Raw genomic sequence first — 22,246 nt, forward strand, 5'->3', positions numbered from 1 at the left:
TGCAGGGGTCCGGCCCGCCGGTTCAGTTCGAGAAGAAGAGGGAGAGGAAGTCCGGAGCCTGCACGAGCCCGAACGATCCCCCGGCCGCATCGCGCTCGGAGAACGCTGCTACGTCGTCCCTCCCCTTCCCAAGTATCGCAAATGGCACCGGCTCCCGGGTGTGGGTCTTATGCCGTATCGGCGTCGGGTGGTCGGGGAGGACCGCAACGGTCGTCTCCGGCCGGTCCAGGATGATCCCGATCGCCTCGTCGAGCCGCTCGATCGCCCGCACCTTCTCCTCCACGCTCCCCATATGCCCGGCCTCGTCGGGGGCCTCGACGTGCATGTAGACGAAGTCGAGGCGGTCGAGAGCGTCGACCGCGTACCGGGCTTTCGCCTCGTAGTCGGTGTCCAGGAACCCGGTGGCGCCCGGAACCCGGATCACTTCCATCCCGGCAAGGCGGGCAATACCGTTCAAGAGGTCGACTGCGGAGATCACGGCGCCGGATAGATCGTACTTCTCACGGAAGGGCGCAAGCGACGGTTTCCTCCCGCCGCTCCACGGCCAGACAACGGTAGCCGGAGTCTTTCCCTCCTGCAGGCGCCGCCGGTTGACCGGGTGGTCGGCAAAGACCTCCCGGGACCGCTCCATGCAGTCGAGGAGGATGCCGGCATCGTCTCCGCGCGGAAGGTACTCCCCGACGGCCCGGCTGACGATGTCGTGGGGCGGGGTGGTGGCGGCGCCGCGTGCCCCGGGAACCACCATCAGGTTCCGGTAACCGACCCCCGGGTAGACCCGGATGTCCCCGAGTGCGGCATCAAGGTCTCTGAGGAGTTCGGCACCCTCGGCGCTGGATATGTGTCCGGCGTTGAAGTCCTCCATCATCCCGTCCCGGACCGTGACCAGGTTGCACCGGTAGGCCATCTCTCCCTCCCGGAGGTTGACCCCCATACTGGCCGCTTCGAGCGGACCCCTGCCGGTATAGGAGGTGTGGGGGTCGTAGCCCAGGATGGAGAGGTTTGCGATATCGCTCCCCGGCTCGAACTCGTCCGGGACAGTCCGGAGCATCCCGCACCGCCCCTCACGGGCGATACGGTCCATATTCGGTATGTCTGCGTACTCGAGGGGCGTCCTGCCCCCCAGTTCGGCAAGCGGCTCATCGGCCATGCCGTCCCCGAGAATGAGGATGTATTTCATGTGAATCATGCGAATTTTCTGTGTAACCACGGGAATGCCGGATATTCGGACCCGGTTGCCGGGACAGGAGACAAACGCCCTGCTGCCGGCGTGACCGGGCGGCCTGCTGTACTGCCCTCGGACCTGTAACCTCTCACGGCCTCTGGGGGAAGTGCCCGGCTGAGGGCCGCGCACCCTCCTGCCCGAGCATGGCACGGACCGCCGTGCGGACGCTCTCCTCCGATGTGGTCCCGCACCGCCAGCCGAGGGCCTTGAGTTTTTCGACCGAGAGCTGCATCCTCGGCACATCGCCGACCCAGCCGCGTGCGCCGCCGGTGAACCGGTAGCGGACGCCGGAGAGACCCATCTCTTCCGCGACGATATCGGCGATCGCGACGACGTCGATCCAGTCTTCGGAGCCGATGTTGAAGATGTTCACCGGGTCGCGCGCGTGGTCGATCCCGAACTGCACGGCGCGGACGCACTCCCCGACCTCCAGGTAGGACTTTGTCTGCCTGCCGTCGCCGAGGATCTCGAGTTCCTCCGGGTTCTCGCGGAGTTTCCGGATGAAGTCGGATATAACGCCGTGGCCGCTCCGCTCGCCGATGATGTTTGCGAACCGATAGACCCACGCCCGCATACCGAATGAGTGGCAGTACGACGATATGAGCGCCTCACAGGCAAGTTTCGTCGCGCCGTAGACGGATATCGGCTCGAGCGGGGTATAGGTCTCCGGCGTCGGGATGACCGTGGCCTCGCCGTAGACGGTCGACGTCGAGGTGAAGACCAGTTCCGGCACGTTGTGCGCCCGCATTGCCTCGAGCACCCGGTAAGTGGCGAGGACGTTGTTCCTCACCTGGGAGTCCGGGGTTACGGCGCTCTGCCGGACATCAGGGTCCGCGGCGATGTGGTAGACCCGGTCTCCTCCCTCCAGGTGCTCCTGCCAGCCGTCGTCGAGCAGGTTCTGCCTGAGGAAGGTGACCCGACCGCCGGCCGCATGCTGCGCGAGGTTCTCTTCGGTGCCCGCGCTCTCGTCGTCGATGACCAGGACATCGTTTCCTGCCGCGACCAGGGCGTCAACGACGTGCGAACCGATAAAGCCGGCACCTCCGGTTACGATACAGAACATTGTAGAATAATAGCCCTCTCATGCTATAGGATTTACTTATGGAGGGGGCTCCGGGGCAGCCTCTTCATCGGGTACCCGGAGATTTTGCCCGTCAGGCGTCCTGAAGAGGGGGCGGTGACGCGGCGGCACGGGGAAAAGTTTATCTCTGCAGGGGGTGCCGTCGGGCTCACGCATTTCCCGCACCATCGATCTCCTGCCTGGGAGGTCGAACCTGATACGTGCCGGGCGCGTCCCCTCTCCACCAGGAGGGGGACAGCGGCCGCAAAGCCCCGCCCGTAAGGGCGAGGCAGGTTGCACCGGTATATTTTACAGGAACATCACCAACATATGAAGAACCATAAGGAGTTGTCCGATTGAGAGAGGCACGCATCCGTAGCGGAACCGGCCGGTTTCCGGTCGCCGCTGCCGAACCGGCCGCCGGTTCCGGCGGCATCCCGTCGCCGGGATCTGTCGATATCTTACCCGGAGCCGGGCTATGAACGGCCTGCGCCCGGAGATCCGGGAACACGCCGGGATTTACCTGCGCGGCCTGATGATGGGAGCCTGCGACATCATCCCCGGTGTCTCGGGGGGGACGATCGCCCTCATCACCGGGATCTACGAGCGGCTGGTCGGGGCTATCGGCAGCGTTGACCCGGCCTCGGTAAAGCACCTCGCGAGGGGCGACTTTGCATCCTTCCGCGAAGACCTCGGGAACCTCGATATCCCATTCCTCATCGTCCTCCTTGCCGGGATCGGCACCGCCTTCCTCCTCATGTCAGGGGTGATCCTCCTCCTCCTCACCGATCACGCGGTAGCGACGTACTCATTCTTCCTTGGCCTCATCCTTGCCTCTGCGGCCCTCATATTCCTTGAGATCCGCTCCCCCGGCGCGGCAACCCTCGCCTACCTCGCCGCCGGGACCGGCGCCGGCTACCTCCTCGGGGGCCTCGGCCACTTCGACGTCGGCCACTCTCTGCCGGTTCTCTTCCTCACCGGGATGGTGGCGCTCTGCGCCATGATCCTCCCCGGGATATCGGGAGCCTACATGACCCTCGTCCTCAACCAGTATGAGTTCATGCTTGCGGCGCTCCGGGCGCTCTCCCTCCCCGAGATATTCGCTTACATCGCCGGCGGGGCCACCGGGCTCCTCCTCTTCACCAGGGGCCTCAAGTATCTCCTGAAGACCTATCCGGGAGCGATGCTCGCCCTGCTCACCGGGCTGATGCTCGGTTCGGCACGGATGCTCTGGGAGAAGGGGTCCCTCGCCGGGGATATGGTGGCCGGAGGCTGGGTCTTCTTCCTTGCCGGTCTCGTCGTCGTCGGCGCAGTCGAGTACCTGAAGAGGCGCTATGCGGGCAGCGGGGCCTGATCCCCCCTTTCTCCCCCGCGGCGATCGGAAAACATACTTCCCCCAAAAGAAGCAAAGAAGTACAGTATCATGTTCATCGGCATCGATCACGGCACTACCGCGATGCGCTTCTCCACCGGGATGCAGGAGTTCAAGGTGTCCCGCGAAGAGGCCAGACACTTCTCGGTCTCCGACCTCTCCCGCCTCTGTCCCCTCGAGGAGATCGAGGGCATCGCCGTCTGCTACTCTATGGGCGACGGCATCTCTGCCATCACCAGTATCGAAAAGGTCAGCGACCGGGGCATCGTCTCCCGCGAGGGTGCCGGCAAGCACATCGGCGGCGGCACCCGGGTCTATGACCAGATCAGGGAGAGTGGGCTCCCCGCCGTCGTGATCCCCGGGCTGCACCGCGCATCACCGACCGATCCCCGGTTCAAGGCCTACTCTCACCAGGCGAGCCCGGAGAAGATTGGGATCCTGTACGAGGTCGTGCATGACCTCGGGGGCGACGTGGTGGTCTGCGACGCGAGCTCGAACACCGTCACGCTCCTCGTCACCGGCGGCCGGATCACCGGTGCGTTCGACGCCTGCATCTTTGCGCCCGGCACCCGGCACGGCGCTCTCGACGTGGATGCCATCCGCCGGATCGACCGGGGCGATTCCACGGCGAACGATGCCTTCCTCAATGCGGGCGTGGACCACACGATGCCCCCCGGCCTCAGGGTGGAGACGATGGCGATGTTTGCGGCGATGGAGTGCGCCGCGATGCTCCTCGTGAATCCCGGCGCCAGGGTCGCCCTCGCCGGCTCCATGGCGCCTGCCATCGCCCCGGGTGTGGAGGCGCTCCTTGCCCGGGAGGTCGCGGTCTACGACGAGTGGTGTGCGGCCCGGGGGCTTGCCCGGATCGCCCGCGACGTCTTCTCGGGGGCAACCGGGATCCTCGGGCTTGCGGTGGACCGGTAAGGTGCCGGTGCGGGGTGCTCCTGCCCGGGGGTAGTCATCCGGTCTCACGCTTCTTTATATGGTGCCGGGTCGTACACTGGACTGGAAAAGAAGGAGCCCACAGTATGCAGCCGGAATGCCCCAGTATCGCCGACCTCATGCTCCAGATGGCGTCAAGCATCGAGGATACGGCACGCGCTATGAACCAGGGAAACGCGAGCCGGTTTCTCGACGAGATCCTCAACGCAAAGCGGATCTACCTGGCCGGTGCCGGGCGCTCGGGTCTCGTCGCGCGAGCGTTCGCCCAGCGCCTGATGCACCTCGGGTTTGAGAGTTACGTCATCGGCGAGACGATCACGCCCGCGTTCGGGCGCGAGGATGTGCTCGTCGCGTTCTCGGGTTCGGGAGAGACCCGGTCCGTCGTCGACGCGTGCGAGACCGCCCGGGAGATCGGGGGGAAGATCTGCCTCATCACGTCGACCCCCGACTCGTACATCGGGCGCATGGCCGACTGCATCGTCGAGATCGGGAACAACCGGCTCAAGGATACGGATATCCCGAGCGACTTCGAGATCCGCCAGCTCACCGGACAGTACCGATCGGTCTCCTCGTCCTTTGCCCCTCTCGGGACACTCTTTGAGACCGCGGCGCTGGTCTTCTCCGATGCGGTCATCTCCGCCCTGATGGAAGTGAAGCACTGCACCATCGAGGAACTCGAGGGTCGTCTCGCGAACGTCCAGTGAGCGGGGGCTTGGGGGTCTCCACTCATGCTCTCTTCTCTTCCGCCGGCACAGGGGATTGCATCTATGGTATCTGCGGGCAACAGGTGTCCCGGCACGTCCCGGACCCCCACGGCAGCGGGCAAAGTGCCGGTGTATTTATATTATTAATCATTAAGATTAAAAAGGGGTTTTTGTTTGAGAGAGTTACGCATTCATGGCAGGGGCGGCCAGGGCTCCGTGACCGCCGCCGAACTCATCGCTTTCGCGGCGTTTGAGGGCGGCGCGTATGCCCAGGCATTCCCGGCCTTCGGCGTGGAGCGGCGGGGCGCCCCGGTGCAGGCGTTCGTCCGCTTCAGTGATGCAAAGATCCGGCTCCGGAGCCAGGTCTACGAGCCCGACTACATCATCGTGCAGGACCCGACCCTGATCGGCGATGTAAACGTCTTTATGGGTATGAAAGCGGGCGGCATCGCCATCATCAACACCGAGAAGCCCGACTTCGATGCCCGGGTCCCTGAAGGTGTGAAGGTCTATACCGTCGATGCGACCACCATCGCGCTCGAAGAACTGGGTATACCCATCACCAATACGACTCTGATGGGCGCTTTCGCTGCAGCCACCGGCGAGATCGGGCTCGAACCGCTGAAACACGCGCTGCAAAACCGCTTCTCCGGGAGCATGGCCGACAAGAATGTCAGGGCGGCAGAGCGCGCATACAACCTGATCGGGGGTGCCGCGTAATGGCGCTGCGGGTCGGCTGCGCCGCGCCTCCCGGGAGAGCGCTTGATAACAAGACCGGCGCCTGGAGGGTCTTCAAACCGGTCTTCGATCCTGAGACGTGCAGCAGGTGCGGCATGTGCGCCATGGTCTGCCCGGAGGGGTGCGTCCGCGAGACCGAGGAGGGCACGTTCGAGCCCGACCTCGACTACTGCAAGGGTTGCGGGATCTGCGAGGACGTCTGCCCGAAGAAATCGATCCGGATGGAGAAGGAGGAGAAGTAATGCTGGAGTTTATGGAAGGGTCGCACGCTGTGGCCGAGATCGTGAAACGCTGCCGCCCGCAGGTGATTGCAGCCTATCCGATCACGCCGCAGACGCACATCGTCGAGGACCTTGCCCAGATGGTGGCGAACTGCGAACTCGACGCCGAATACATCACGGTCGAGAGCGAGTTCTCGGCTCTCTCCGCCTGCCTCGGCGCGAGCGCGGCGGGCTCCCGGGTCTACTCGGCAACGACCTCCCAGGGTCTTGCCCTGATGTTTGAGGTCTGCTTCAACGTGGCGGGGATGCGCCAGCCGATCGTGATGACGATCGCGAACCGCTCGCTCGGTGCGCCGCTCTCGATCTGGAACGACCAGCAGGACTCGATATCCCTGCGCGACTCCGGGTGGCTGCAGTTCTACGCGGAGGATAACCAGGAGGCTGCGGATCTCCACATGATCGCCTATAAAGTCTGTGAAGACCACGACATCCTTCTCCCCGCGTTCGTCTGCTTCGACGGGTTCATCCTCTCGCACACTTACGAACCGGTCGCCCTCCCCACCCAGGAGGAGGTAGACGGCTACCTACCCGCCTTTACGCCCTACCAGCGGCTGGACGCCGAAAACCCGCTGAGCTTCGGGATGTATGCGACGCCCGAGTATTACATGGAGTTCCGCTACGAGATCGACCGGGCGCTGCAGCGCGCAAGACAGTCGTTCATCAAGGCCGGGCGCGAGTTCGGCGAGCAGTTCGGCAGGGATTACTCCGCGCTCGTCGAGGGTTATCGCCTCGAGGACGCCGATACCGCGCTCGTTGCGATGGGCTCCATCTGCGGCACGGCAAAGGATGCCATCGACGAGATGCGTGATGCCGGCCGGAAGGTCGGGCTCTTAAAGATCCGGACCTATCGTCCGTTCCCGGCCCAGGAGATCGCGGATGCCTTAAAGGGTGTCTCGACGGTGGCGGTGCTCGACAAGAACATATCGCTCGGAAACGGCGGGGCGGTCGGCACCGAGGTGAAGTCGGCCCTCTACGGCTCCGGTGCGGCCGTGTATGACTACATCATCGCTCTCGGCGGGCGCGACGTGAGGAAGCGGGATATCGCCGCGGTCGTCGATCTCGCGGAGAAGGGGAAAGGAGATATGTTTTACGGATTACGGACGGAGGTGCTCTGAATGGCCGGAACAGAGCAGGGATGCGAGCTCTTCTCGGCCGGGCACCGGGCGTGCGGAGGGTGCGGGCCTGCGCTTGCGGCCCGGCTCCTCCTCAAGGCGACCGGGAAGAACGTCATCATCGCCGCCTCGACGGGATGCATGGAGGTCTTCTCCACACCCTACCCGGAGACCGCCTGGGGGGTCCCCTGGATCCACTCGCTCTTCGAGAACGTTGCGGCGGTTGCGTCGGGCATCGAGGCGTCGTTAAAGAGGCAGGGACGCAGCGAGAAGGTCGTCTGCGTCGCCGGCGACGGAGCCACGTTCGACATCGGGGTGCTCTGCATCAGCGGCGCCTTCGAGCGGGGCCACGACATCACCTACATCTGCTACGACAACGAGGCCTACATGAACACAGGGATCCAGCGGTCGGGTGCGACGCCCTACGGCGCGAGCACCACGACGAGTCCCGCGGGCAAGTGCTCGGCGGGGAACCTGCTCCCGAAGAAGGACATGCCCGGCATCCTCGCCGCTCACGGTGCGCCCTACGTCGCGACCGCCTCGATCGCCTACCCAAACGACTTCATCAAGAAGGTCGAGCGCGCGATCAACACCCCCGGTCCCTGTTACATCCAGGTGCACACCCCCTGCTGCACGGGGTGGGGCTTTGAGTCCGGCGAGACGCTCGCGATGGCGAAACTCGCCATCGAGACCGGCCTCTGGGTGAACTACGAGATGGTCGACGGCAGGGTGGAGAAGGCAAAGAAGGTGAGGCGCAAACCCGTCGAGGAGTACCTCGCAAAACAGAAGCGCTTCCGCCACCTCTTCAAGCCCGCCCGGCAGGACGATGTGATCGCGCATATCCAGGCGGTAGCCGATGCGAACGCCGAGCGGTTCGGGATCGACATCAAGGCGAAAGAATCGTCAGAATGAAGTACAGCCCGAAGAGCATCATGGCGAGTCCGCTCGCCTGCACCACTTTTTTGTAATGGGGGCCGAGCACGTTCGCCCCCCGTGAGACCGCGATCCCGAGCAATCCGAACCAGATGATATCCGCACCGATGTGCCCGACGTAGAACGCGGCAAACGACGGGTGGAGCGCGAGAAACCCGACGCCGAACGTGAGCCACCAGACCCACCAGTAGGGGCTCCCGAGCGTGCAGGCCACCCCGAAGGCGACCGGCGCCCTCGTCTCTTTGCTCGCGACGACGGCATCGCCCGCGTGGAGGAACTGCCCGATCCCGAGCGCGACGAGGACGCCCGACCCGATGAGGGCGATGAGGTCGATGTACGGGACGTCGCGCACGCCGAAGGCGATGGCCGCGACCATGACCGCCTCCGGGATACCGTGCCCGGCCACCAGCCCCGCAACGAACGGCCCCGGCCGCCGCGGCCCGAGGCCGAGGATCGAGGCGGTCATGGGGCCGGGGGATGCGGCCCCGGAGAGCCCGATCAGGAACGATGCTATGACGACATCGATCACTCGTCGCCCCTCCTTCGCAATACGAAGTAGGGGAGGAGCAGGACGACGGCGACCGAGAGCCAGATGGTGCCGAACGTGGTGAGCAGGATCTCGCGCTCGGGGGCGTAGAAGCGGACCTCCATGGCGTCCGCCCGGTCCCAGGTGATCTCCGTGGTCCCGTTCGGCCCGGAGGAGACGACCCCGCCGGGGCTGACCATGCCGATGAGCGGATTTCTGACGTCGAACCCCCCGGGAAGGGAGACGGTTATGGTGTACGGTTTATCGAAGACCGCAACAAGATGGTTATCCCTCACGGGAACCCGGTAGGTGATCGTGTAGTTCCCCTCTGGGAAGGTGATGATGCCTCTCCTCGTCTCCCGGTACTCGACCGGGCCCGAAGGGCCGAGCACCTCGAGATCCTCGACCTGGAGCGGGACACGCTCTCCCATCAGGCCCGGGCTCCAGAACGCGTACTCGCTCGCCGTGACCTGGACCGAGGCCTCGCAGACGGTGCCGCCGGGGAGCACCCGGAAAGCGGCCTCTTCGGCCGCCGCCGGGGCCGAGATGAGGATCAGTGCAAGGCAGAGAGCAGCGAGTGCAGGTCCGCGTCGATCTCGAGGGGAGGCGCGCATTGTCGTACCACTGTCTCAGGATCTTTTAAGAGATGACCGGTCACCACGCAGACGATCCGCTCATCCTTATCGATCAGCCCCTGTTCGGCAAGTTTCCGTATTCCGGCGACCGAGGCTGCGGAGGCGGGTTCGACCCCGATGCCCTCTTTCCTCGCGAGGTCCCGCTGCATGGCAAGGATCTCCTCGTCGGTCACGGCCGCCGCCGTCCCGCCGGTCGCGCGGACGGCGACGAGCGCTTTCTCCGCGTTCACCGGGGCGCCGATCCTTATCGCGGTCGCAACCGTCTCGGGCGCGGTCTCAGGGACGAGCTCTTCGAGGTTCTGCGCTATCGCCTTCACGAGCGGCTGCGAGCCCGCCGCCTGGATGCCGGTCATCATCGGCAGCCGGTCGATGAACCCGAGGGCCTCGAGTTCCCGGAGACCCTTGTAGACCGCGGAGATGTTGCCGGCATTCCCGACGGGGAGGACCATCCGGTCGGGCACCTCGCCGCCGAGCTGGTCGATCGCCTCAAACCCGATGGTCTTCTGCCCCTCCAGGCGGTAGGGGTTGACCGAGTTCAGGAGGTAAAGCCCCTGGCTGATGCAGAGCTCGTGTACCATCTCGAGCGCCTTATCAAAGTTGCCGCGGATGGATATGACCCGTGCGCCGTGCATCAGCGCCTGCGCAACCTTGCCGAGGGCCACCTTCCCTGCGGGCAGGAGGACGATGCAGGGGAGGTCAGCCTTCGCCGCGTAGGCAGCAAGGCTTGCGGAGGTGTTCCCGGTGCTTGCGCAGGCGACGCTCGTCATACCGAGTTCCCGGGCCATACTGACGCCCACGGTCATGCCACGGTCCTTGAACGAACCGGTCGGGTTCATCCCCTCGTGTTTGGCGTAGAGTTCGGGGAGGCCCAGTTCTTTGCCGATATTCTTCAGGTGGTAGAGCGGGGTGCCTCCTTCCTGGAGGGTGACCGGTTCGCCCCGGACCGGGAGGAGCTCGCGGTAGCGCCAGACCGAGAGGGGGCGTCGGTTCCATTCGTCACGGGAGACGTCGATGCCGTCCAGGTCGTATTCGACGGCCAGCAGGTGTCCGCAACGGTTGCACGTATAGATGATCTGGTCCGGGGTGTAGGTTGCACCACAGTGAACGCAGACGAGACGGTACATGGAAAAATGGTTGATCGCGTGGATACGTATAGATATGGTATCGCGGATCGGGGCTGGACTCTGCCGGCCCGCTCACCTGCGCCGCTCGCACCGGACGCGGCAGATAAGCATGAAGAGCAGCCAGAGGACGGCGGTGCCGACGAGCGCGAGGCTCCTGAGATCCCCGGGCGATACGGTGGTCACGAAGGGTGCGACAAACATTCCGGCGGCCGCCAGGGCGAGCACGACGGCGAAGGCCGCCGGGCGCACCTCGAAATCCCCCCATGTCCGGACGCGGCCTGCCATCCGCCGCCGGGAGAAGGGATAGAGCCAGGCGACGCCGGCCGGCGTACAGGCGTCTTCCATGAGGTGGAGGACGCACCCGGCAAAGAACGCAAGTCCGAAGGCGGGGAGGAGCGCGAGGGACCACCCGAGCCAGGTGAGGATGAGCGCCAGGTAGCCGGAGAGGATCACGGACGTCAGCCCGACACCCGAGAACGAGTGGAGCAGCCCACGGTGCCGGTGCCGGTAGCTCTTCCGGAGGATGAGCGAGAACACAAGGGAGAGCGGGTAGTAGATGAGGTACCTGATGGTGTAGCCGAAGACCGGGAGCACCACGGCAAAGCCGTTTAAGACCTGTCCTCTCTTCCCCTTCATCCCGCCGATCCGGCCGTTGAAGATCGCCGCGTCGACGGCGTCCGCGTCCGGCGCAAGCGAACCGACAAAGACACCGAAGAAGAGGACGGCGATCAGGGCCGGGTCGAGGACGGGGACAGAGGGCGCGATGAGGAGTCCTGCCGTCGTGAGACTGAGGTATACGTGCTGGTCGCCCCGCATGGAATGTCTCTATAGATTAGAGAGCAGCCTGTGATAAAGATCGCTTCTACGGTCTGAAAGTGAAGGGAGGCTTTTTCGGGCAGCATGGACCACGGCCGGGTCGAGGTCGATGAAGAGAAGTTCTTCCCCGGATCCACCCCGGGCAATGATCTCGCCGTCGGGGTCGGCGGCGAGCGATCCCCCGCAGTAGATCCCGCCGGGCCCGCCTGCCGTGTTGACTCCTGCCGTGTAATACTGGTTCTCGAGGGCACGGGCAGGGAGCAGGGTCTCCCAGTGGCGCAACCGGCAGCACGGCCATGCCGCCGGTAAGAGCACGCACTCCGCCCCGGCGAGCGCGTATATGCGAAAGATCTCCGGGAACCGGAGATCGTAGCAGACGGCAAGCCCGAACGTCATCCCGTCAACGGCAAAGGTGGCGATCCGGTCGCCCGGCGTGTAGTTGCGGTCCTCCCCGCCGGGTGAGAAGAGGTGGACTTTTGCGTAGGCGGCGAGGAGTTCGCCGCCTGCACCGAGGACCACAACGGTGTTTTTGGGCCGGTCTCCCTCTCCCGCTTCGACGATCGATCCTATAACCACGATGCCGCTCTCCTGCGCCATTCGCCTGAATGCAGCGGCGAGCGGCCCGTCCAGGGTCTCTCCGGACCCGGGAGAGATCTCCGGCGACCACCCCGTCACAAACTGCTCGGGAAAACAGATGAGCGACGCCCCGGCAGCAGCGGCCTCTTCGGTCATCCGGCCGGCCGCATCGAGCATCCCGCCCCCGCCGCCGGCAACCTGGGCAAGCGCTATCTTCGTCATCGCCGGGATGGAACCCCGTCCTGGTCCCTTGAGGAGAGAACGAGCACGGTGGCGCCGAGGACGACGAGGGCGGCGAGCACAACCATGGCGTAGGAGGCGTAGGGGACGTCGATCGCAAACGTCAGCGCTCCGATGAGGACCCCGCCCGCAATGATGCTCGAGCTGATCAGGACCGCCCCGGGAAACGTGAGATCGGGCGTCATGCAGGGCCTCCGGTGAGTACGGGGAACGCCGCCCTGATCCCGATAAGGATGAACTGGACTGCAATCGCGATGAGGAGCATACCCATCAGCCGGTTGACGGCTCGAAACTCCCGCTGCCCGATCCGCCGGACGATGATGTCGGAGTGCTGCATCATGTAGCAGGTGAGCCCGACGGCCGCGCCGGCGGCGAGCGGCACGATGGCGATTGCGGCGATGCTCATGCTCATCGCCTCGTTCATCAGTACGATCACGGAGGCGATGGCGCCGGGTCCCGTGATCATCGGGATCGCAAGCGGCATGACGGCGATGTCGTCCGCGTCCTGCCCCTCGTACTTCTCGGTCGCGGTCATCTTCGTCCGCGAGGTCTTTGCGTAGACCATGTCCATGCCGATCCCGAAGAGGAGGAGGCCGCCCGCGATGCGGAACGCCTCGATCGAGATGCCGAAGAGCTGCAGGATCCAGCCGCCGGCGACGGTGAAGATCAGCAGGACAACCAGGGCGAACCGGCTCGCATCACGGGCGACCTTGAGTTTTGTTGCCCCGTCCATCGTGCCGGTGAGGGAGACGAAGATCAGGGTGGCCGCGAGCGGGTTCACTACGATGATGAGCGAAGAGAAACTCAGCAGCGCAAAACTCAGGAGGTCTACCATCCGTGATCAGGTATGCGGCAGGTTCGCTATTAGCACTTGTGGTTTGCCGGCAGGGCAACCGATTCGTTTCCAGGGAAACCCGCCACAGGGTAAGAGATTTCCCGCCGCAAGGACCCGACGGGCGAAGAAGATCCCCGCGAGCGCTCCGCTGGCGGTTTGTGGTATGCCCGAGGCGGCTGCCCCGGTCTTGCGTCCAGTCGGGAGCTCCAAAAAAGGAAAGCGGTTTTCCCGCCGGTATTCACTCGTAGAGGACGGGTTCGTCGATCTTCGAGTATTCGACCAGCTCGCCGGGCGCGAAGTGGATGCCGAGTTCGCGGGCGGCGCTCTCCGGAGAGTCGGACGCATGGATCACGTTCCTCCCGATGTCGAGCGCGAAGTCGCCGCGGATGGAGCCCGGCGCCGCCTCTGCGGGGTTTGTGGCGCCGATCATCCTGCGGACGACCGCGACTGCGCCCTTCCCCTCCCAGGCCATCAGGAAGCAGGGGCCGCTCATGATGTAGACCTTCAGGCCAGGAAAGAAAGGTTTCTCCAGGTGCTCCCGGTACTGCTCGACGACCCGCTCTTCGGGGAGGATTTCAAGTTTCGCCCCCGCGATTTTGAGTCCCTTCGCCTCGAACCGGGAGACGATCTCCCCGACGAGTCCACGCTGGACGCCGTCGGGCTTGACCATCACAAAGGTGCGATCCATGCCGGATCACTCTTTACCGCGGGCCTTCCGCCCGGCTGCGGTCCATTCGACGCGGCGCGGCACCCGACCGAGTTTGTAGTTGTTCTGGCACTTGGTGCTGCAGAAGTAGTAGACGGTCCCGTCCCTCTTGACGAACATCTTGCCGGTGCCGGGCTCGAGGGGCTCTCCACAGAAACTGCAGATGTATCTGTCGACCATGGGTTACCGCCTCGAGAGTTTCTTCGCTTCACGTTCGGTCTCGAGCAGCGAGAGGATGTCCCCCTCCCGGATGGGACCCACGGTGTTACGGGTGATGATCCGCCCCTTGTTTGGGCCATCGAGGACCCGGCACTTCACCTGCTGGGCTTCCCCGTGCATGCCGGTCATGCCGATGACCTCGATAACTTCTGCGGGCGTTCCGTCGTTTGCCATGTCTTCTTCCTCACGCTCTCAGTGCGGTTATCTGCTTCGCGATCTCATCGACGAGATCCTTCGCCTTGCCGGGCTTGACGATAGCGGCGGCTGCCGAACCGACCTCAAGGCCGCTCGCAGAACCGATATCGTTCTGCTTCGTGATGTAGACGAAAGGAATCTGCTTCTCTTCACAGAGCGGCGGCAGATGCATCACGATCTCTTCGGGCTCAACGTCTGAACCGATGAGAACCAGCTGGGCGATGTTCCTCTCGATTGCTTTCGTTGCCTCGTTTGCTCCCTTCTTTACCTTACCGGTATCTCTTGCGATCTCAAGGGCTTCAAGGGCCTTATTCTGGATCTCTTCGGGAATCTCGAATTTTACATATGCCTTTGCCATAACTCGCCTCTTTCAGGAACAGGTCTCGCTGCTCCGTCATCATTCATCAGTAGCGTAGCTGATCGAATGCGCTCTATTATGTCAATAGGAGGAGTGATAAAGGTTTGTCATTCGACCCTGCCGCGGCCAAATCTGATTCGGTCGTTTTCGGCCGGGGCGCATGGGTGTGGCCGCGCCATTATGCAGGGATCCGATAGATCCGGACTCCTTCTGCATCGTAGATGAGCTCAAGCGCATCTGCCGGGATCGCTACCCGGTAGCGGTCGCGTTCTTCGGCACCCACGTAAAGGAGCGTGGCGTTGTACGCCCGCGCAAGGTCGACGGTCTGCGACGGCTGCTCGTATATCGCCCGCACATCGGTGCTCCGTTCAGCTATGCGCCCCTCCTCCCCCCGCCACATGTACTCGTGGAACGGCATCCCGACAATGGTCGGGATCCCGGAGAACGACGACACCCGGGAGTAGTAGGTATAGTCTCCCCCTTCCGCCTCGACGACGATATGGTTGCCCGGAAGGCTCCGGAGGAACGCTATCGCCGCCGCATCTCCCGGGTGCGATCCTTCGAGATACGCTGCCCCGTCGAGGGTGTGGCTCCCGTAACCGAAGTCGATGTTGATCGCGAAGGGTGCGGCGAGGAGAGCGGCTGCGGCCAGGGCCGGCAGCACCCTCTCTACCCCGGCAGGCATGCGCCTGCCCATACCGACGTTCCGGAGCCACTCCCCGGCGACGGCAAGGCTTGCCGTTCCCATAAGGAGCCAGGCAGGAAGGTAGAACTTGAAGACCGTGTTCATCCGGAAGTAGGCCTCCCCCATGTTGTCCTTGAGGTAGATGATCTCGGTCGCGAGAATGATCGCGAGCCCGAGGATGGCCAGCGTATCGGCGGCTGAAAACCTGCGGCGTGCAATGAGGTAGACCAGCGGGATGACGGCGATGGCTGCGGCAGGATAGCCGGCGAGCACAAACGGCACCGCGGCGGCGAGGAGGTAGGGCCGCCTCCTGATATCTGGGGCAGAGGAGGCGATGAGGATCGCGAGGAAAAACCCGTGGACCAGCAGGAACTCCACCGGTTCCGAGGGTGCCGGGACGATCCCGATCCCCCCGATGCCGGGGCTGTCGAGCTGCAGGTAGAACGGGAGGTAGGCCGCTATCGCGAGCGGCGGCACGGCGGCAAGCATCATCCAGGACCGCTCGTCATCAAGCGCAAGGTTCCCGTAGCGCCGCCATACGAGGAGGCCGAAGACCAGCGTGACCGGTGCGTAAACAAGCACGTCCCAGGAGTTGATCCCGGGCATGGACCCGAGGGCGAGGGCGGCAAGCCCGCAGAGGAGTGCCCGCCCCCGCATGGTGAGCGTCCCCCACCGCGTGTAGGCAAAGACCAGGAGGAAGAGCAGGAATCCCTGGTTGAAGAGGCTGATGACGTGCGGGTGCACGTCGCCCCAGAGCATCGAGAAGAGGGGATACTCGTTGATGGTATCCGCGATCGTCCGGGTGCTCCCCCAGAGGACGTCGAACCACGAGTCACCGATAGCGATATGGTAGATTGCCGAGGGGTTCGGTATAAAGAGCGCAAGCACCGGGAGCCACCGGTAGCGGTCGAGGAGGAGGTGCCCGAGGGCGTAGAGCGAGACGACGGCAAGGCCGAGCACCGTCGGGAGGACGAGGTTGAACGTGACCGTCGAAGGAACGCCGGAGACAAGCCCGAGCACCCCACTCATCCAGTAGCCGATGTAGTAGTAGACGTCCAGCGTCCCCCCCGCATGCCAGGGATCGAGCGGCGGAACGGTCGGCTGCCGCATGATCGAGGCGATGAACGCGTGGTCCATGAACTTCTCGGCGTAGGAGATGGTCGGGTTGATCCAGCGCACCTCGAGCATGAAGAGGAAGGGGACCAGGAAGGCAAGGTCCCAGGCGAGCGCCGAACGCAGGCGCTCCCTCGTGTAGAACCCCCGCGACCCGGCGAGGACGATCCCGGCGAGAAACGGCAGGAGGGCGAGCCAGACCGGAAGGCCCAGAAGACCACAGTACCAGGAGAGAAGCGTGAAGAGAAGAACCGATGCCGGGTATGCGGCGGCGGCCGCAAGGCTGCCGAGGGTGCGGTCGAGCGCCGGCCAGGTGCCGAGGTGGAGCGCTTTGATGACCGCAAGCCAGGCGAGCACCGGGACGACGAACTCACCCGCCAAACGTCTCCTCCTTCTCGATCTCCCTCGTAAAGACCCTCTTTAAGAGGTCCATCGACCAGTCGCCGAAGTAGTAGATCGACCCGACGCCCCCAACGAGCGTCACCATGTTCTTGATGAGGTGGTCGATGACCGCGATCAGCGTCGCCGTGGCCGCCGGCGTTCCCGCGAGCCCGAAGGTCAGCGCGAGCGCGAGTTCATAGGTCCCAACGCCACCGGGAGTGACCGGCACCGCCTTGACGAGGTTGCCGATGACGATCGCGAGGACGACGACGGCGAACGGGACCGGCTCCTGGAACATCAGGACGACCGCGGCGCAGACCAGCACGTCGACGAGCCATATGAGGAGCGACGAGCCGCTGAGCATGAGGAGGGCCCGGGGGTTGAGGGAGGCCTGTTTCACTTCATCAAGCATCCTCTGGACGGCGACGACAATCCGGTTCGTCGACTTCATCCTGCCCGACCAGAGGAGGACGGCAAAGAAGAGGCCTCCTGCGGCGATGGGGACGACGATGGCCGTGATGAACCAATCGGGAACGGCGAGGACAGCGAGGACGAACGGAAGTGCCACGGCGCCGAGCACCGCGATCATCAGGATGTCAAAGACGCGCTCGACGACGATGGACGAGAACCCCTGAGAGTAGGTGGCATCGTCCTCGTGCTTGAGGATGAGCATCCGCACGAAGTCGCCGAGGCGCGCGGGAACGACGAGGTTCGCCGTCTGGGATATGAAGATGCAGGCGGTCGCAAAGCTGAGGCTTTTTAGGATGCCAAGCCCCTCCAGGATGAACCGGTACCGGAACCCGCGGAGGATCCAGGCAACAATACAGATCCCGACGGCGGCAAAGAGAAAGGGTATCACGGCGTGCTCAAGCGTCAGCAGGAGGTCATCCCATACGCTGTAGAGCATGTAGGCGATGATCCCGACCGCGACCAGGGTGGGGATGACGACCGCGCTAACTTTTTTCCACATGGAGCCGCCACCAGAGGCGCACAACCGCCGATCCCATCTCGGCGACGTCTTTCCTGCGCACGGTCGTCCCCTCTCCCTGCCGCCACCGCACGGGAAATTCCCGTATCCGGTAGCCGTTCTTCTGGGCCCGCACCAGCACCTCGGTGTCCCAGAACCAGTGGTCTGCGGCGACCGACGGGAGCAGGGAGAGAAGACGGTCGCGCCGGAACGCCTTGAACCCGCACTGGTGGTCGTGGAGTCTGCTCCCGAGGATCGTCCGGACAAGCATGTTGTAGCCGCGGCTCGCGATCTCCCGCCCCCCGCTCCGGGTGATAGCGCTCTCCGGGAGGAGGCGGGATCCGGTCGCGACATCGCAGCCGTCCCGGATGGCGCCGATCAGTTCGGTGAGGTGCTGCATATCGGTGGCGAGATCGACGTCGTAGTAGCAGACGATCGATCCTTTTGCCGCGGCAAACGCGCGGTTGAGCGCCCGGCCCCGCCCGAGTCGCTCGTCGGCGTGGAGCAGGCGAACACGGGGATCTTCTGCTTCATACTCCCTGATGAACTCCGTGCTCCCGTCAGTGCTCCCGTCCTCGGCGACGATCAGCTCAAACCCCCCCGGCGCGATCGCCTCAAGCGTCTCAAGCGACCGCGGTATGGCGGTCTTGAGCGCCGCAAGATCGTTATAGACCGGCAGGACGGCGCTCACCTCGACTTCACGCATCGGGGTACCTCGCAAGAACCCGCCTCGCCACTTCCTCTCCGGCGACGACCGAACCGTTCATGCTCCGCTCGGGGTAGTTCGGGGGGCTGAACATCCCGGCGAGGAAGAGCCCGTGCTCCTCGTAGGCGGGCAGGCGGTCCCGGAGCCCGGTCGTGTAGACCGGACCCGCATACGGGTCGACGGCGAGCCGGTGCCAGTGCACCTCTCTTGCGCTGACGGAGAACCGCCTGCAGAAGTCCGCGATCATCGCCTGCTCGAATCCCTCCGGGAGCCGGCCGGTGAAGTAGGACGCAAGGTAGACGATATGCTCGCCGTACCACTCAAGCGGGGCGAAGTTGGTATGCGAGACCACCGCACCGTAGGGGGAGGTATCCTTCATGTTCAGCCAGTAGATGCCGTCGGTCACGTCCCGGTCAAGCGCGAGGGTCATGCAGGCGGCGCCCTGGTAGGGCACCGGGGCGATATCCACCCCGGCGAGGTCAGCGGTCACCTGCGGGGGGAGCGTCGATATGACGCAGTCGTAAGCCTCACCGTTGACGAGCCAACCGTCGCCCTCCCTCCGGATCTCCCTGACCGGGGAGTTCGGCATGATCGAGGCGCCCCGTCCCGCCGCCTCTTCCTCGAGCCGCGTGATGAAGTGCCGGAACCCTCCCCGGAGGTAGCCCAGGCGCTCGCCCCCGGTGCCCCGGTCGGACCGGATCGCGATTCGGGATATGAGCCAGGCTGCGGAGACCTCTTCGCGGCGGTCCCCGAACTTGCTCTTTAAGAGCGGTTCAAAGAACGAGGCGTAGATGCCGGGGCCGAGGTGATCGAGGATGAAGTCCTTTGCGGTGACCCCGTCGAGCGCTGAGACGTCGAGCCGCCGGGAGCGCAGGGTCAGCAGGCCGAGGCGGGCCTTCTCGGTGAATGTGAGGTGGGGGTAGCGCAGGATCTCGGCCGGGGAGGTGAGCGGGTGGATGGTCCCGTCGACGTAGTAGCCGGTTGTGCCCTTGAGCCATACCAGCTGGTCGGCTACCCGTAGTGCATCAAAGAGGTTGAGCAGGCTGGTATCGCCGGAGAAACAATGGTGGTAATACTCCTCGATCCAGTACTCGCCGATCCGGTATGAACCGAGGCAGCCTCCCGGAACCGGCCGTCGCTCGAAGAGATCTACCTGGTGTGTTCCGGCAAGTTCGAGAGCCGAGACCAGACCGCATAACCCTCCCCCAACAATGCAGACCTTCATCGTTTACCACTACGTGTGAAGTTATAAGAACACTTTTGGACTATAAGAGTATACAACGTCTTATACATAAACGTCGATATTATTGATCAGTCAATATGAGGGTGTGAAGCTGAATGAGGGTCTTCTTCATAGGATTCGGTCAGGCGGGGGGCAAAGTCGTCGATATGTTCATCGAGCAGGACAAACGGATGCAGACCCAGAGTTTCAGGGGTATCGCGGTAAACACGGCGCGTACCGACCTGATGGGGCTCAAACATATCGAACTCAAAGACCGGCTCCTGATCGGGCAGACGGTGGTCAAAGGCCACGGTGTCGGGACCGATAACGTGACCGGGGCACGGGTGACCGCCGATGAGATCGATAGCATCATCAACGCCATCGACTCGAGGGGCACGCACGACGTCGATGCCTTCGTCATCGTCGCCGGCCTCGGCGGAGGGACAGGTTCGGGGGGTTCGCCGGTACTCGCCCGGCACTTGAAGCGTATCTACCGTGAACCGGTCTATGCGATCGGTATCCTGCCTGCCCCCGAGGAAGGCCGGCTTTATTCATACAATGCAGCCCGTTCCCTGAGCACCCTGGTGAACGAGGCGGACAATACTTTCATTTTCGATAACAGTGCCTGGAAGAACGAGGGAGAGAGCGTCAAGGACGCCTACACCCGGCTGAATGACGAGATCGTCCGCCGGTTCAGCGTGCTCTTCCGTGCCGGCGAGGTCGGCAAGGCCGGCGTCGGCGAGATGGTCGTGGACTCAAGCGAGGTCATCAACACCCTGCGGGGCGGCGGCATCAGCACCGTCGGGTATGCCATCAGCGAGAAGGTCAGCCCCCGCACGAAGCAGACACAGGGGATCTTTTCCGGCCTGTTGCGGAAGAAGGAGAAGACCGAGGAGGTGCTGACCGGGGAGGACAAGTCGGCGAAGATCATCGCTCTCGTCAGGCGGGCCATGCTCGGGCGCCTCACCCTGCCGTGCGACTACTCGACGGCGGAGCGGGGTCTTGTTCTCCTCGCGGGACCGCCTGACGAGATGGACCGGAAGGGCGTGGAGAAGTCGAAGAGCTGGGTGGAGGAGAACATCGCCGGTGTTGAGGTGCGTGGCGGCGATTACCCCGTGCAGAGCGACTACATCGCTGCGGTGGTGGTTCTTGCGACGATAGGAAACGCCCCCCGGATCACCGAACTTCTTGAGATTGCAAAGGCTACGAAAGAGGACGTCCTTAAATCGAAAGAGAAGCGTACGACCATGTTCGATGACGGCATAGAACCACTGTTTGAGTGAGGAGGCGTTATGAAGGCAAACATCGGCAGATGGATCATTCTCCTGCTGGCATTCTTCTGTGTTGTGCAGGTGGCATCGGCAGACTTTACCGTCAAGACCGAGACGATCAACCCCGAGAGCGGTGCTCTCGAGCCCGGCCAGCAGGTGACCGCGCATTATGTGCTCTCCTACAACATGATCACCCCCGAGGGGGACGACGAGTCGTTTGAGTTCAGCACCGGGCTGCAGAACCCTTCCTGGGATTTCACCGTCTATCGCGACGGGGTTGACATCTACAAAACCACGAAGACCGGGTACTACCCGTCCCTGACGGAGTTTGAGATTGCCTACGGTAAGGGCAAGATCGAGCTGGACGTTCAGCTGCGCGGCACCGTCCCCGCGAGCACGACCGGGAAGGTCGAGGTGATCAAGATCCAGCACATGCGGGACAAAGATGTGAAGGACACCTACTCCAAGGTCCGCGACGTTGTGAACCCTAACCAGGTCGTGAGTTCGCTCTCCGCCCAGCAGCAGAACCTCAAGGACCTGAAGGCTGACATCGACGATAAGGCCGCGAAGGGCGTCGACGTCTCTGCTGCGCAGGCGAAGTACGACGCTGCGAATCAGGCACTCACGAGCGCCGCATCCGTAGGCCCGTCACAGGCAGCGGGGTATATTGACACTGCGACGAAAGCCATGGATGAGGCGAAGTCGCTCCTCGATAAGGCATGGGCCGAGAAGGAGGTTTCGAACACCGCCGCGACGCTGGAGACCCTCGACGGCATGATCACCTACTTTGTCGAGAACCGCTCGATGGGGAGCGACCCGCAGGTCGTCGCCATCATGACCAAGCGGGAGAGCGCCGTCCAGTTCTACTCCCAGGCAAAAGACAACCTGAACGCGAACAACTACCCGCTGGCGCGTTCTAAGGCGACCGACGGCCAGAATAAGGCAAACGAGGCCCTGGCAGATGCAAACGCGCTCCGCGAGAAGATCGGTGAGGGGTTCAGCCTCGGTGGTAACCTCCTCCTCTACGCCGGCATCGGGATCGTCGTCATCCTGGTCGTCGCTGGTATCGTCATCTACAGAAAGAAGAGCGGTTGGGACGAACTCGGGTGACACCCGGGCGGTGAATACCCTCTTTTCACACTCCGGTTTTCGTCTATACTCGCGGGATCTGATTGCAGGAACTTTCTCTCCCGGTGTTAGGAGCCGCACGAAAATGAGTCAATCGTTCCCCTCGCTCCGGGCGATGGGAATGTGCGAAAATCTCCTCGATCTTCTATTCCGAAGCGGGACTTTTTTGGAACAGTTCT

General features: G+C 63.7%; 26 protein-coding genes. 9 read left to right on the plus strand and 17 right to left on the minus strand.

All coding sequences use genetic code 11. The features are described 5' to 3' along the window. Window positions 1-22 precede the first annotated feature (22 nt). Window positions 23-1,177, minus strand: a complete 1,155-nt coding sequence (locus tag QZ408_RS09885) for a cofactor-independent phosphoglycerate mutase (protein WP_292491243.1) — start codon at window positions 1,175-1,177, stop codon at window positions 23-25. 133 nt (window positions 1,178-1,310) lie between these two features. Continuing rightward, window positions 1,311-2,285 (minus strand): NAD-dependent epimerase/dehydratase family protein, encoded by a 975-nt coding sequence (locus QZ408_RS09890; RefSeq protein WP_292491244.1) that lies wholly within the window; start codon window positions 2,283-2,285, stop codon window positions 1,311-1,313. Window positions 2,286-2,760: 475 nt separating this feature from the next. Here QZ408_RS09890 and QZ408_RS09895 point away from each other — a divergent pair, with 475 nt between their 5' ends. The 7 genes from QZ408_RS09895 (at window position 2,761) to QZ408_RS09925 (ending at window position 8,343) form a co-directional block, all read left to right on the plus strand. Further along, on the plus strand, window positions 2,761-3,636 hold the full coding sequence (locus QZ408_RS09895; RefSeq protein ID WP_292491245.1) for a DUF368 domain-containing protein: 876 nt from the start codon (window positions 2,761-2,763) through the stop codon (window positions 3,634-3,636). A gap of 69 nt (window positions 3,637-3,705) precedes the next feature. After that, the gene (locus QZ408_RS09900; RefSeq protein WP_292491246.1) at window positions 3,706-4,578 is read left to right on the plus strand and encodes a methanogenesis marker 12 protein; all 873 of its coding nucleotides are present in this window, start codon (window positions 3,706-3,708) and stop codon (window positions 4,576-4,578) included. A gap of 104 nt (window positions 4,579-4,682) precedes the next feature. Continuing rightward, complete coding sequence (gene hxlB, locus QZ408_RS09905) at window positions 4,683-5,300, plus strand: 6-phospho-3-hexuloisomerase (protein WP_292491247.1); 618 nt, start codon at window positions 4,683-4,685, stop codon at window positions 5,298-5,300. Between the two features lie 174 nt (window positions 5,301-5,474). Beyond that, the gene (locus tag QZ408_RS09910) at window positions 5,475-6,020 is read left to right on the plus strand and encodes a pyruvate ferredoxin oxidoreductase subunit gamma (RefSeq protein WP_292491248.1); all 546 of its coding nucleotides are present in this window, start codon (window positions 5,475-5,477) and stop codon (window positions 6,018-6,020) included. Then, window positions 6,020-6,280 carry a 4Fe-4S binding protein gene (locus tag QZ408_RS09915; protein WP_292491249.1) on the plus strand — a complete coding sequence of 87 codons (261 nt, stop codon included), beginning with the start codon at window positions 6,020-6,022 and terminating at the stop codon, window positions 6,278-6,280. The genes QZ408_RS09910 and QZ408_RS09915 overlap by 1 nt, the downstream gene beginning before the upstream one ends. Beyond that, the gene (locus tag QZ408_RS09920; protein WP_292491250.1) at window positions 6,280-7,434 is read left to right on the plus strand and encodes a transketolase C-terminal domain-containing protein; all 1,155 of its coding nucleotides are present in this window, start codon (window positions 6,280-6,282) and stop codon (window positions 7,432-7,434) included. Before QZ408_RS09915 ends, QZ408_RS09920 begins: the two co-directional genes overlap by 1 nt. Continuing rightward, the gene (locus tag QZ408_RS09925; protein WP_292491251.1) at window positions 7,435-8,343 is read left to right on the plus strand and encodes a thiamine pyrophosphate-dependent enzyme; all 909 of its coding nucleotides are present in this window, start codon (window positions 7,435-7,437) and stop codon (window positions 8,341-8,343) included. Here the strand turns inward: QZ408_RS09925 and QZ408_RS09930 are convergent. The 15 genes from QZ408_RS09930 to QZ408_RS10000 all read right to left on the minus strand — a co-directional run bounded on the left by QZ408_RS09930 (window position 8,318) and on the right by QZ408_RS10000 (window position 19,671). Beyond that, window positions 8,318-8,893: a LysE family transporter gene (locus tag QZ408_RS09930; RefSeq protein WP_292491252.1), complete on the minus strand. Its 576-nt coding sequence runs from the start codon at window positions 8,891-8,893 to the stop codon at window positions 8,318-8,320. The two genes, QZ408_RS09925 and QZ408_RS09930, sit on opposite strands and share 26 nt — an antisense overlap. Beyond that, window positions 8,890-9,504 (minus strand): DUF5803 family protein, encoded by a 615-nt coding sequence (locus QZ408_RS09935; protein ID WP_292491253.1) that lies wholly within the window; start codon window positions 9,502-9,504, stop codon window positions 8,890-8,892. Before QZ408_RS09935 ends, QZ408_RS09930 begins: the two co-directional genes overlap by 4 nt. Beyond that, window positions 9,444-10,649, minus strand: a complete 1,206-nt coding sequence (thrC, locus tag QZ408_RS09940) for a threonine synthase (RefSeq protein WP_292491254.1) — start codon at window positions 10,647-10,649, stop codon at window positions 9,444-9,446. Before thrC ends, QZ408_RS09935 begins: the two co-directional genes overlap by 61 nt. Before the next feature lie 72 nt (window positions 10,650-10,721). Further along, on the minus strand, window positions 10,722-11,465 hold the full coding sequence (locus QZ408_RS09945) for a metal-dependent hydrolase (protein WP_292491255.1): 744 nt from the start codon (window positions 11,463-11,465) through the stop codon (window positions 10,722-10,724). Between the two features lie 9 nt (window positions 11,466-11,474). After that, on the minus strand, window positions 11,475-12,263 hold the full coding sequence (locus QZ408_RS09950; RefSeq protein WP_292491256.1) for a nitrilase-related carbon-nitrogen hydrolase: 789 nt from the start codon (window positions 12,261-12,263) through the stop codon (window positions 11,475-11,477). Beyond that, window positions 12,260-12,466, minus strand: coding sequence for a hypothetical protein (locus QZ408_RS09955; protein ID WP_292491257.1), 207 nt, complete (start codon window positions 12,464-12,466; stop codon window positions 12,260-12,262). Before QZ408_RS09955 ends, QZ408_RS09950 begins: the two co-directional genes overlap by 4 nt. Then, a complete protein-coding gene (locus QZ408_RS09960) occupies window positions 12,463-13,116 on the minus strand; it encodes a MarC family protein (protein WP_292491258.1) in 654 nt (217 codons plus the stop codon). Before QZ408_RS09960 ends, QZ408_RS09955 begins: the two co-directional genes overlap by 4 nt. 238 nt (window positions 13,117-13,354) lie before the next feature. Next, window positions 13,355-13,804, minus strand: coding sequence for a nucleoside-diphosphate kinase (ndk, locus tag QZ408_RS09965; RefSeq protein ID WP_292491259.1), 450 nt, complete (start codon window positions 13,802-13,804; stop codon window positions 13,355-13,357). Between the two features lie 6 nt (window positions 13,805-13,810). Continuing rightward, on the minus strand, window positions 13,811-14,002 hold the full coding sequence (locus tag QZ408_RS09970; protein WP_292491260.1) for a 50S ribosomal protein L24e: 192 nt from the start codon (window positions 14,000-14,002) through the stop codon (window positions 13,811-13,813). Window positions 14,003-14,005: 3 nt separating this feature from the next. After that, a complete protein-coding gene (locus QZ408_RS09975; RefSeq protein ID WP_292393524.1) occupies window positions 14,006-14,215 on the minus strand; it encodes a 30S ribosomal protein S28e in 210 nt (69 codons plus the stop codon). Between the two features lie 10 nt (window positions 14,216-14,225). Continuing rightward, complete coding sequence (gene rpl7ae / locus QZ408_RS09980) at window positions 14,226-14,594, minus strand: 50S ribosomal protein L7Ae (RefSeq protein WP_292491261.1); 369 nt, start codon at window positions 14,592-14,594, stop codon at window positions 14,226-14,228. Between the two features lie 178 nt (window positions 14,595-14,772). Beyond that, complete coding sequence (locus QZ408_RS09985) at window positions 14,773-16,773, minus strand: DUF2298 domain-containing protein (RefSeq protein ID WP_292491262.1); 2,001 nt, start codon at window positions 16,771-16,773, stop codon at window positions 14,773-14,775. Next, window positions 16,763-17,743, minus strand: coding sequence for a lysylphosphatidylglycerol synthase transmembrane domain-containing protein (locus QZ408_RS09990; protein ID WP_292491263.1), 981 nt, complete (start codon window positions 17,741-17,743; stop codon window positions 16,763-16,765). Before QZ408_RS09990 ends, QZ408_RS09985 begins: the two co-directional genes overlap by 11 nt. Further along, on the minus strand, window positions 17,727-18,446 hold the full coding sequence (locus QZ408_RS09995) for a dolichyl-phosphate beta-glucosyltransferase (protein WP_292491264.1): 720 nt from the start codon (window positions 18,444-18,446) through the stop codon (window positions 17,727-17,729). The genes QZ408_RS09990 and QZ408_RS09995 overlap by 17 nt, the downstream gene beginning before the upstream one ends. Then, the gene (locus QZ408_RS10000) at window positions 18,439-19,671 is read right to left on the minus strand and encodes an NAD(P)/FAD-dependent oxidoreductase (protein WP_292491265.1); all 1,233 of its coding nucleotides are present in this window, start codon (window positions 19,669-19,671) and stop codon (window positions 18,439-18,441) included. The genes QZ408_RS09995 and QZ408_RS10000 overlap by 8 nt, the downstream gene beginning before the upstream one ends. 113 nt (window positions 19,672-19,784) lie before the next feature. On the opposite strand from QZ408_RS10000, the gene QZ408_RS10005 reads away from it, so the two are divergent. Both QZ408_RS10005 and QZ408_RS10010 read left to right on the plus strand, forming a co-directional pair. Then, window positions 19,785-20,951: a tubulin/FtsZ family protein gene (locus QZ408_RS10005; protein WP_292491266.1), complete on the plus strand. Its 1,167-nt coding sequence runs from the start codon at window positions 19,785-19,787 to the stop codon at window positions 20,949-20,951. Between the two features lie 9 nt (window positions 20,952-20,960). Continuing rightward, entirely contained in the window at window positions 20,961-22,049 is a 1,089-nt protein-coding gene (locus QZ408_RS10010) for a hypothetical protein (protein ID WP_292491267.1), read from the plus strand. Window positions 22,050-22,246: the final 197 nt, after the last annotated feature.

This window comes from Methanoculleus sp. 10, from assembly GCF_913757945.1.
Classification (GTDB): domain Archaea; phylum Halobacteriota; class Methanomicrobia; order Methanomicrobiales; family Methanoculleaceae; genus Methanoculleus.

Bases quoted from the DNA above. Each gene is read 5' to 3' on its own strand.
- QZ408_RS09890 (WP_292491244.1), bottom strand. From the start codon at position 2,285: ATGTTCTGTATCGTAACCGGAGGTGCCGGCTTTATCGGTTCGCACGTC.
- QZ408_RS09970 (WP_292491260.1), bottom strand. From the start codon at position 14,002: ATGGTCGACAGATACATCTGCAGTTTCTGTGGAGAGCCCCTCGAGCCC.
- thrC (WP_292491254.1), bottom strand. From the start codon at position 10,649: ATGTACCGTCTCGTCTGCGTTCACTGTGGTGCAACCTACACCCCGGAC.
- QZ408_RS09960 (WP_292491258.1), bottom strand. From the start codon at position 13,116: ATGGTAGACCTCCTGAGTTTTGCGCTGCTGAGTTTCTCTTCGCTCATC.
- QZ408_RS10005 (WP_292491266.1), top strand. From the start codon at position 19,785: ATGAGGGTCTTCTTCATAGGATTCGGTCAGGCGGGGGGCAAAGTCGTC.
- QZ408_RS09915 (WP_292491249.1), top strand. From the start codon at position 6,020: ATGGCGCTGCGGGTCGGCTGCGCCGCGCCTCCCGGGAGAGCGCTTGAT.
- QZ408_RS09995 (WP_292491264.1), bottom strand. From the start codon at position 18,446: ATGCGTGAAGTCGAGGTGAGCGCCGTCCTGCCGGTCTATAACGATCTT.
- QZ408_RS09925 (WP_292491251.1), top strand. From the start codon at position 7,435: ATGGCCGGAACAGAGCAGGGATGCGAGCTCTTCTCGGCCGGGCACCGG.
- QZ408_RS09885 (WP_292491243.1), bottom strand. From the start codon at position 1,177: ATGAAATACATCCTCATTCTCGGGGACGGCATGGCCGATGAGCCGCTT.
- QZ408_RS09895 (WP_292491245.1), top strand. From the start codon at position 2,761: ATGAACGGCCTGCGCCCGGAGATCCGGGAACACGCCGGGATTTACCTG.
- QZ408_RS09900 (WP_292491246.1), top strand. From the start codon at position 3,706: ATGTTCATCGGCATCGATCACGGCACTACCGCGATGCGCTTCTCCACC.
- QZ408_RS09920 (WP_292491250.1), top strand. From the start codon at position 6,280: ATGCTGGAGTTTATGGAAGGGTCGCACGCTGTGGCCGAGATCGTGAAA.
- QZ408_RS09950 (WP_292491256.1), bottom strand. From the start codon at position 12,263: ATGACGAAGATAGCGCTTGCCCAGGTTGCCGGCGGCGGGGGCGGGATG.
- QZ408_RS10000 (WP_292491265.1), bottom strand. From the start codon at position 19,671: ATGAAGGTCTGCATTGTTGGGGGAGGGTTATGCGGTCTGGTCTCGGCT.
- QZ408_RS09955 (WP_292491257.1), bottom strand. From the start codon at position 12,466: ATGACGCCCGATCTCACGTTTCCCGGGGCGGTCCTGATCAGCTCGAGC.
- QZ408_RS10010 (WP_292491267.1), top strand. From the start codon at position 20,961: ATGAAGGCAAACATCGGCAGATGGATCATTCTCCTGCTGGCATTCTTC.
- QZ408_RS09990 (WP_292491263.1), bottom strand. From the start codon at position 17,743: ATGTGGAAAAAAGTTAGCGCGGTCGTCATCCCCACCCTGGTCGCGGTC.
- QZ408_RS09935 (WP_292491253.1), bottom strand. From the start codon at position 9,504: ATGCGCGCCTCCCCTCGAGATCGACGCGGACCTGCACTCGCTGCTCTC.
- QZ408_RS09945 (WP_292491255.1), bottom strand. From the start codon at position 11,465: ATGCGGGGCGACCAGCACGTATACCTCAGTCTCACGACGGCAGGACTC.
- rpl7ae (WP_292491261.1), bottom strand. From the start codon at position 14,594: ATGGCAAAGGCATATGTAAAATTCGAGATTCCCGAAGAGATCCAGAAT.
- hxlB (WP_292491247.1), top strand. From the start codon at position 4,683: ATGCAGCCGGAATGCCCCAGTATCGCCGACCTCATGCTCCAGATGGCG.
- ndk (WP_292491259.1), bottom strand. From the start codon at position 13,804: ATGGATCGCACCTTTGTGATGGTCAAGCCCGACGGCGTCCAGCGTGGA.
- QZ408_RS09975 (WP_292393524.1), bottom strand. From the start codon at position 14,215: ATGGCAAACGACGGAACGCCCGCAGAAGTTATCGAGGTCATCGGCATG.